Source organism: Clostridium sp. 1001270J_160509_D11, from assembly GCF_015667935.1.
Taxonomy (GTDB): domain Bacteria; phylum Bacillota; class Clostridia; order Peptostreptococcales; family Peptostreptococcaceae; genus Intestinibacter.
On sequence record NZ_JADPET010000135.1, the window covers coordinates 1 to 8,109 of the forward strand.

Here is an 8,109-nt window from a genome sequence, read left to right on the forward strand (position 1 = left end):
TAATAATAAATATTTTTAAATAAAAGTTAAAGGAGAAAATAAAATGAATCAACAATTAGTATGGTCAATTGTGTATATAATTGCTTTATTTGCAATATTCTACTTCTTATTTATAAGACCACAAAAGAAAAAAGATAAAGAATTAAAAGAAATGAGAGATTCTTTAGCTGTTGGAGATACTATAGTAACTATAGGTGGTATAGTAGCTAACATAGCAAAAGTTGAAGAAGAAACTATAGTTATAGAATTTGGACCAAGCAGAACTAAAATGCCAATACAAAAATGGGCTATAGGTAGCGTTCAATCAAAAAAAGAAAGTAAATAATAATTAGGAATTTAAAACCTTCCTCTTAAATATATTTATTTAAGAAGGGAGGTTTTTTTATGAATAAAGCGATAAGTATTTTTAAAGGATTGGGATATGCATATATCTTTACTCTAATTGTAATTTTAATTTACAATGCATTATTAACTTTTACAAAGATGTCTTCAGATAGTATGGGATTAATAGTATCCATTATTACAACTTTTGGTGCTGCATTTGGTGGATTTTATGCTTGTAAACAAATAAAAGAAAAAGGGTTGTTATATGGATTACTTGAAGGATTGCTTTATATAGTATTTTTAATAGTATTAGTTTTCTTAGCAAAAGAAAATTTTTCTTTTGAGATAAGTATGCTATATAGTGTAATATTAACGACTGTAGCCGGTGGAATTGGAGGAATTATAGGAGTTAATTTCTAAAATATTTTTAAATATATGGAATATATGTTATAATTATTCAAGTGTTATAAAATTATACATACAAACAAAAGATTAGGAGGAAATTCGACATGGCTAAAAAACATATAAAAACTTTATCTCAAGCTACTTTAAAAGAAAGTGCTGCTAAAGGTGGATGTGGAGAATGTCAAACTTCTTGTCAATCAGCTTGCAAGACTTCTTGTACAGTTGCTAACCAAGAATGTGAAAGATAGTATCTACATAAAATACAAAGGGAATTGAATGGTGATTTGAGTTACCGTTCAATTCCCTTTTTAAAAGTTAAAGGTGGGTTATGTTTCTGCTATTATTCTTCCCGTATCTTTTAAATCATAACCACCAAGTCCTACCAATTCATCTTTGAATTCATCTGAATTAATAATGTTTAAAATTTCTTTATAAATTGGATTTTCTAGATTTTCAGTTTTTATAACTAAATCATATCGTTCCCTTTGTAGAGGAATAAAATCAATATTATCTATTTGCTTAGCGACTTTTTCTATACCTAAACCAAAATCACCTTTACCTCTTGCAATAGCACTTGCAACAGCTAAGTGAGAGTTTTCTTCACAGTTATAACCATTAATCTTATTAGAAGGAATATTTAGTTCACGTAATTTGCCGTCTAATAAAACTCTGACACCGCATCCAATTTCTCTGTTTATATAATTTAAATCATTTCTTTTTAAATCGTCCCATCCCTTTATATTTTTAGGATTCCCTTTTTGAACATAAAAACCTTGAATTCTATATGTCAAGTTGATTATTGTGCATGGAATTCCAGGAAGTAATTTCTTAACAAAATCAATATTATATTCTGAAGTTTCCCAGTCCCATAGATGAGCTGAGGCAATAGATGCTTTATTAGTGTATAAATTAATTAGACCATTATAACTTCCCATATAAGATCTGTATGATTTTATAGATGGAAGACGACTTTCAATATTTCTACCTAAAATATCTAAAATCATATCTTGACCACAAATTATAATGTTTTTATCGTCTATATTCATGTCCTTATCTATAGCTATATCATTTGCAAGGATTTCTTGTTTTGAATGTTTAGTTTGAGGTGATGAACTACCTTTTTTTTGATTATTTATATAATTATTGATATCTTCTTTATCAATACGAAGTTTTTTTCCTACTTTATAAGCTGGAAGTTCACCTCTTTTTATTAACTCATAAACTGTATTTTTTGTTATTTTTAATAATTCCGCAACTTCTAATGGCGTTAATGATGTTGAATCCATAATATCAGCCTCCTTATGTAATATTTTATAATATTTGTTTAATTATGTATATCTAAAAATTATACTATTAACATCATTTTTGGTCGAAAAGCAGAAAAAAATAAGGTAAATTTTGTCTAAAAAAGTTGAAAAAAAAGAGAAAACATTATACAATAAGAATAAACATAATTAAAAATGGTAAAACATTATAAAACATAACAAAAATATACAAACTAGTAATGTTATAACATGTTTAGTTGTGACGAACAATTATAAGGTAGGGGGAAATTTCAATTATGAAAAAGAAATTCGGAGTTTTATCACTAGCATTATGCTTAATGTTAGGTGCAGTAGGATGCAGCAATAGCGGAAGTTCATCATCTTCTAGCTCATCTTCAGGTGCATCAAGTGATGCATCATCTTCAAAATCATCAGGAAAAGAAATAGAATTAAAAATATCTGCAGCAGCTTCATTACAAGAAGCAATGGTAGAAATAGAAAAAGAATTCAAACAAGTAAATCCAGATGTAAAATTAACAGTTAACTTAGGTTCTTCAGGAACATTAATGCAACAAATACAAGAAGGTGCAGAATGTGATGTATTTATATCTGCAGGTGCAAAACAAATGGATGCATTAGTTGAAGACGGAACAATAAATAAAGACGATGTAAAAACTTTATTAATAAATGATTTAGTATTAGTAGCTGCTAAAGGTGAAAAAATAGATTCATTAGATGATTTAAAATCTGATTCTATAACAAAAATAGCTATAGGAGATCCAGAAAGTGTTCCAGCTGGTAAATACGCTAAAGAAGTTTTAGATAATACTAAATTATATGATGCAGTACAAAGCAAATTAGTTTTAGGTAAAGACGTTAAACAAGTTTTATCTTATGTACAACAAGGTGCTGCACAAGTTGGTTTTGTTTACTTAAGTGATGCTCATGGAGTAGATGATGTAGATGTAGTTTTAACTACTGACGAAGATACTCACTCAGAAATAGCTTACCCAATAGCTGTTCTTAAAGATAGCAAACAATCAGATGCTGCTAAACAATTTGAAGATTTCTTATTAAGTGATGCAGGACAAGCTATATTAGAAAAATATGGATTCAAAAAAGCTAAATAGTTTTAAATTATAGATATTATAAATTAAAAATAATGATTTTAAATGACATAACCTATAGATGATGCATTTGCGTCATTTATAGGTTATTAATAAATAGAGAAGATTATAAAATTTAAGAGGAGGAAGAATAAGATGGATGCAGGTTTAACACCTCTTTGGATTTCCGTTAAAACATCTTTACTGGCAACAGTAATAACATTTTTTTTAGGAATAGGAACAGCTTATTTAGTTGCAAACTATAAAGGGAAATGGAGGGGAATAATCGATAGTATATTTACATTACCGCTTGTTCTTCCTCCTACTGTTTTAGGGTTCTTTTTACTTATTTTCTTTGGTAAAAATGGACCAGCAGGGAAGTTCTTATTACAGTTTGATATAAACTTAATATTTACATGGACAGCAACAGTAATTTCGGCTGTTGTAGTAGCATTCCCAATGATGTATAGATCATCACGTTCAGCTTTTGAACAAATTGACGATAATTTAATTGCAGCGGCAAAAACATTAGGAATGAGTAAGTGGAAAATCTTTTATAAGATTTCGGTACCTCTTGCTTGGCCAGGAATAATCGGTGGAGTAGTATTATCTTTTGCAAGAGCATTGGGAGAATTTGGAGCTACATTAATGATGGCTGGTAATATACCAGGAAAAACTCAAACTATGCCACTTGCGATATTCTTCCAAGTGCAAGCAATGAATTATAAGGGAGCTATGTTATGGGTAGCGACAATTGTGGCTATTTCTGTAGTTATGATATTAGTATTAAACTTTTGGTCTGATAAACAGCAAGACCTTGTTGGAAAAAGAAGTAGAGGAGGTAAATAGAAATGTCTTTATATGTTGATATAGAAAAAGATCTAGGCTCCTTTAAATTAAAAGTTAAATTTGAGCAAGAAGATGGGATAGTTGGATTATTAGGTCAATCTGGATGCGGAAAAAGTATGACGCTAAGATGTATTGCAGGTATTGTAAAACCTGATAAAGGAAAAATAATTTCAAATGGAAAGGTGTTTTTTGATTCAGAAAAAAAGATAAACCTAACGCCTCAACAGAGAAATATAGGGTTTTTATTCCAAAACTATGCACTATTCCCACATATGTCAGTTAAACAAAATATACAGTTGGGGATAGAAAAGTTATCTAAGGAAGAAAAAGATGAAATAACTAAAAAATATCTTAAGAAGTTCAGATTAGAAGGATTTGAAGATAGATACCCATGGCAATTGTCAGGAGGACAACAACAAAGAATAGCACTAGCTAGAGCATTATGTTTAAATCCAGATATATTAATATTAGATGAGCCATTTTCAGCATTAGATTATCATCTTAGAAGTAATATGGAAAATGAATTATGTGAAATATTAAAAGACTTTGATGGAAATGTATTATTTGTAACTCATGATATATCAGAGGCCTATAGAATAAGTGATGATATAATAGTATTTGATAATGGGCTTTCATTACCAAAAAGAACAAAGAATGAGTTGTTCGTACATCCAAGTTGTATGACAGAAGCTGTTATAACAGGATGCAAAAACATATCATCTTGTGATATAATTAATACAGATACAGTATTTGCCAAAGATTGGGGATTTAACTGTAAAATAGAAAAAGGTGTCAACGAAAATTCTAAACATATTGGAATAAGAGCACATCATATGAAAGTTGTTGAAGATAATTCACAAGATATAGAAGATGGTGAAAATATATTTGAAATGACTGTTGTAAAAGTAATAGAAAATTCATTTACTTACAATATACATATAAAAAATTGTGACAATGAAAACAATCTTTCATTACAAATGGAAGTTGATAAAAATATAGAAAAAGTTAAAGTTGGACAAAAAATTAGAGTTAAATTTGAAAAAAACTCTGTTTTTGATTTTTAAACAAACACCCATAAGAAAAAGTATTACAAAGACTCTCTCACATAATTGCGAGAGAGTTTTTGTTTTAAATATATTTATATTTCGATAAATAAAGTCGTGTATAACTTGATTACATCATCTTAAAAAGTTATAATAAATTTTGTGTAAAAAATAGACAAAACTTAACTTTAGGAGGAAATAGACATGATACATAAGTTTTCTATGAACGGATACAATATGGTATTAGACGTAGATGGAGGAAGCGTACATATATTAGATGATGTTGCATATGAATTAGTTGATTTATATGAAGAAAATACAAAAGAAGAAATAATAGCTAAGTTAGAAGATAAATTCACAGCAGAACAAATAGATGAAGCATATGATGAAATAACTAGTTTAAAAGAAGAAGGATTATTATTCACAACAGATACATACGAATTTAATCCAAACTTTGTAAATAGACAAAAAGTTGTAAAAGCTTTATGTTTACACGTTTCACACGATTGTAACTTAAGATGTAAATATTGTTTCGCATCACAAGGTGACTTCGGTGGAGCAAAAGAAATAATGAACTTTGAAGTTGGTAAAGCGGCAATAGATTACTTAATAGCTAATTCAGGAAATAGAAGAAACCTAGAAATAGACTTTTTCGGTGGAGAGCCACTAATGAACTTCGACGTTGTTAAACAACTTGTTGAGTACGGAAGAGAAGCTGAAAAAGCTCGTGGAAAAAATATAAGATTCACAATAACAACAAATGGTGTTTTATTAGACGACGAAAAAATAAAATACATAAACGAAAATATGCACAATGTAGTTCTTAGTTTAGACGGTAGAAAAGAAGTAAACGACAACATGAGACCTACAGTAAATAACAAAGGAAGTTATGATATAATAGCTCCTAAATTCAAAAAATTAGTATCTGAAAGACCAAAAGACAAATACTACTACATAAGAGGTACATTCACTAGAGATAACTTAGATTTCTCAGAAGACGTACTTCACTTTGCAAATGAAGGATTCAAATTAACATCTGTAGAGCCAGTTGTTGGAGAAGAAGAAAATCCTTATGCATTAAGAGAAGAAGATCTTCCAAAAGTATTTGAAGAATATGAGAAATTAGCAGTTCAATATGCAGATATGAAATTAAAAGACGAAGGTTTCACATTCTTCCACTTTATGATAGACTTAAATCAAGGACCTTGTGTTATAAAAAGAATAACTGGTTGTGGTGCAGGTAATGAATACCTAGCAATAACTCCATCAGGTGATATATATCCATGTCATCAATTCGTAGGAAATGAAGACTTCAAATTAGGAAATATATTAGAAGAAAAAATAGAATTACCACAAGAAGTAACAAATATGTTCAGAGAAGCTCACGTTTATGCTAAAGATGAATGTAGAAACTGTTGGAACAAATTCTATTGTTCAGGTGGATGTCATGCAAATGCAATCAACTTCAACAATGACATAAAAGTTCCTTATAAACTTGGATGTGAAATGCAAAAGAAACGTACTGAATGTGCTATAATGATTCAAGCCAAATTAATGTTAGAAGGAAATTAATATTTAAAGGGGCGAATGCAAATGATTAAAGAATTTGATGGAATTATGCCTGAGATTGACGAATCTGTTTTTGTTGCAGAAAGTGCGGACATAATAGGTGATGTCAAAATAGGTAAAAATTCAAGCATATGGTATAACACTGTTCTTAGAGGTGATGAACATGCTATAAGAATAGGTGAAAATACTAATATACAAGATGGTACTGTAATTCATGTAGGATGGGATGTAGACACTGTTATAGGTGATAATGTAACAGTAGGTCATAACGCATTAGTGCATGGATGTAAAATCGGTAATAACAGTCTTGTAGGTATGGGTGCAATAGTTCTAAATGGTGCAGAAATAGGAGAATACTGCATGATAGCTGCTGGGGCTTTAGTTACACAAAATAAAAAATTCCCAGATGGCGTTCTTATAATGGGTTCTCCAGCAAAAGTTGTCAGAGAATTGACTGATGAAGAAAAACAAAGTTTAATAAAATCAGCAGATGACTATTATAAAAATGCTCAAAGACATAAATAAATTTGAGATTTATAAATAGTATATGTTGTAATTTTAAATAAATTTAAGCTAAAATTATTATATAAAATATAAATGGATACGACATTAATCAATAAGCAATGTTGTATCCATTTTTTTTAGGGGGAATATATTATGTTTATTGAGAGTATTAAAGAAAATTGGAAATATGAAAATGCTAATGATGATGCTGCAGTAAAACTGTGGAATGCAAAGGCAGATTATTTTGGGAGTTATGATTTAGAAGAAGTAAAAAAAGAGATATTTATACAGATAATAAAAGAAAATAATTTAATAGACAAAAAAGGGACTATATTAGATGTTGGATGTGGAGCAGGAAAATATTCTATAGCATTATCAGACGACTGTTTCAAAATTGTTGGAACTGATTTGTCGCCAAAGATGATTGAATCTGCACAAAAAAGGGCAAAAGAATATGAAAAGACAAATATAGAATTTAGATGTGATGATTGGTCCAAATTAGATATAAAAAAAGAAGGGATGATTCATCAATTTGACTTAGTAATAGCTTGTATGACACCTGCGATATGCAATTATGATACATTTAAAAAGTTTATAGATTGTAGCAAAAATGCCGGGATATTTTGTTCTGGTACGAGAAGGTCAGATTCAGTTACAGATGAAATAGATAAAATATTAGGGATTAATAAACAAGAAAGTAAATCAGAAAAGAGCGTTTTGTATGTATTCAATATACTATGGGAAAATGGATATTACCCTAATGTAGAATATATAGATCAAAGCTGGGACAGCGAAAGAACACTTGAAAATGCATATGAAGTATATATAAATAGATGCAAAGCTAAGTATGATATAGATAATATCCAAGAAAAAAAAGTAAAACAATACTTAAAAGATATAAGCCAAAATGGTGTAGTATATGAAAAAATAAAAGCTAAAAAAGCGGTAGTATATTGGAAAAAGTAAAACAAATTATGAAATAGATTTATTAGTTTTAGATATAATGATGCCTAGAGTTAACGGTATAGAAGTATGTAAAAAAAT

At 29.1% G+C, this 8,109-nt stretch carries 10 protein-coding genes; 9 read left to right on the forward strand and 1 reads right to left on the reverse strand.

Annotated elements, in window-relative coordinates; translation table 11 throughout:
• Positions 1 to 43: 43 nt before the first annotated feature.
• The 3 genes from yajC (at position 44) to scfA (ending at position 977) form a co-directional block, all read left to right on the forward strand.
• Positions 44 to 325, forward strand: coding sequence for a preprotein translocase subunit YajC (gene yajC / locus I4U58_RS11205; protein ID WP_195931434.1), 282 nt, complete (start codon positions 44 to 46; stop codon positions 323 to 325).
• Positions 326 to 384: 59 nt separating this feature from the next.
• Complete coding sequence (locus I4U58_RS11210; protein WP_195931435.1) at positions 385 to 744, forward strand: TIGR04086 family membrane protein; 360 nt, start codon at positions 385 to 387, stop codon at positions 742 to 744.
• Between the two features lie 89 nt (positions 745 to 833).
• On the forward strand, positions 834 to 977 hold the full coding sequence (gene scfA, locus I4U58_RS11215) for a six-cysteine ranthipeptide SCIFF (protein WP_007286268.1): 144 nt from the start codon (positions 834 to 836) through the stop codon (positions 975 to 977).
• A gap of 78 nt (positions 978 to 1,055) precedes the next feature.
• On the opposite strand, the gene I4U58_RS11220 is transcribed toward scfA, so the two are convergent.
• Positions 1,056 to 2,015 (reverse strand): helix-turn-helix transcriptional regulator, encoded by a 960-nt coding sequence (locus I4U58_RS11220; RefSeq protein WP_195931436.1) that lies wholly within the window; start codon positions 2,013 to 2,015, stop codon positions 1,056 to 1,058.
• Between the two features lie 275 nt (positions 2,016 to 2,290).
• Between I4U58_RS11220 and modA the strand changes: the two genes are divergently transcribed.
• From modA to I4U58_RS11250, 6 genes are all read left to right on the forward strand, one after another.
• A complete protein-coding gene (modA, locus tag I4U58_RS11225) occupies positions 2,291 to 3,124 on the forward strand; it encodes a molybdate ABC transporter substrate-binding protein (RefSeq protein WP_195931437.1) in 834 nt (277 codons plus the stop codon).
• Between the two features lie 132 nt (positions 3,125 to 3,256).
• The gene (gene modB / locus I4U58_RS11230) at positions 3,257 to 3,949 is read left to right on the forward strand and encodes a molybdate ABC transporter permease subunit (RefSeq protein ID WP_195931438.1); all 693 of its coding nucleotides are present in this window, start codon (positions 3,257 to 3,259) and stop codon (positions 3,947 to 3,949) included.
• 2 nt (positions 3,950 to 3,951) lie between these two features.
• Positions 3,952 to 5,013, forward strand: a complete 1,062-nt coding sequence (locus I4U58_RS11235; RefSeq protein ID WP_195931439.1) for an ATP-binding cassette domain-containing protein — start codon at positions 3,952 to 3,954, stop codon at positions 5,011 to 5,013.
• A gap of 183 nt (positions 5,014 to 5,196) precedes the next feature.
• The gene (scfB, locus tag I4U58_RS11240) at positions 5,197 to 6,564 is read left to right on the forward strand and encodes a thioether cross-link-forming SCIFF peptide maturase (protein WP_207743876.1); all 1,368 of its coding nucleotides are present in this window, start codon (positions 5,197 to 5,199) and stop codon (positions 6,562 to 6,564) included.
• Between the two features lie 21 nt (positions 6,565 to 6,585).
• Positions 6,586 to 7,086 carry a gamma carbonic anhydrase family protein gene (locus tag I4U58_RS11245; RefSeq protein ID WP_195931440.1) on the forward strand — a complete coding sequence of 167 codons (501 nt, stop codon included), beginning with the start codon at positions 6,586 to 6,588 and terminating at the stop codon, positions 7,084 to 7,086.
• A 132-nt stretch (positions 7,087 to 7,218) separates the two neighbouring features.
• Positions 7,219 to 8,031: a class I SAM-dependent methyltransferase gene (locus I4U58_RS11250; protein ID WP_195931441.1), complete on the forward strand. Its 813-nt coding sequence runs from the start codon at positions 7,219 to 7,221 to the stop codon at positions 8,029 to 8,031.
• Positions 8,032 to 8,109 lie beyond the last annotated feature (78 nt).

Coding starts and splice junctions, on each gene's coding strand:
- yajC (WP_195931434.1), top strand. CDS start 44: ATGAATCAACAATTAGTATGGTCAATTGTGTATATAATTGCTTTATTT.
- I4U58_RS11210 (WP_195931435.1), top strand. CDS start 385: ATGAATAAAGCGATAAGTATTTTTAAAGGATTGGGATATGCATATATC.
- scfA (WP_007286268.1), top strand. CDS start 834: ATGGCTAAAAAACATATAAAAACTTTATCTCAAGCTACTTTAAAAGAA.
- I4U58_RS11220 (WP_195931436.1), bottom strand. CDS start 2,015: ATGGATTCAACATCATTAACGCCATTAGAAGTTGCGGAATTATTAAAA.
- modA (WP_195931437.1), top strand. CDS start 2,291: ATGAAAAAGAAATTCGGAGTTTTATCACTAGCATTATGCTTAATGTTA.
- modB (WP_195931438.1), top strand. CDS start 3,257: ATGGATGCAGGTTTAACACCTCTTTGGATTTCCGTTAAAACATCTTTA.
- I4U58_RS11235 (WP_195931439.1), top strand. CDS start 3,952: ATGTCTTTATATGTTGATATAGAAAAAGATCTAGGCTCCTTTAAATTA.
- scfB (WP_207743876.1), top strand. CDS start 5,197: ATGATACATAAGTTTTCTATGAACGGATACAATATGGTATTAGACGTA.
- I4U58_RS11245 (WP_195931440.1), top strand. CDS start 6,586: ATGATTAAAGAATTTGATGGAATTATGCCTGAGATTGACGAATCTGTT.
- I4U58_RS11250 (WP_195931441.1), top strand. CDS start 7,219: ATGTTTATTGAGAGTATTAAAGAAAATTGGAAATATGAAAATGCTAAT.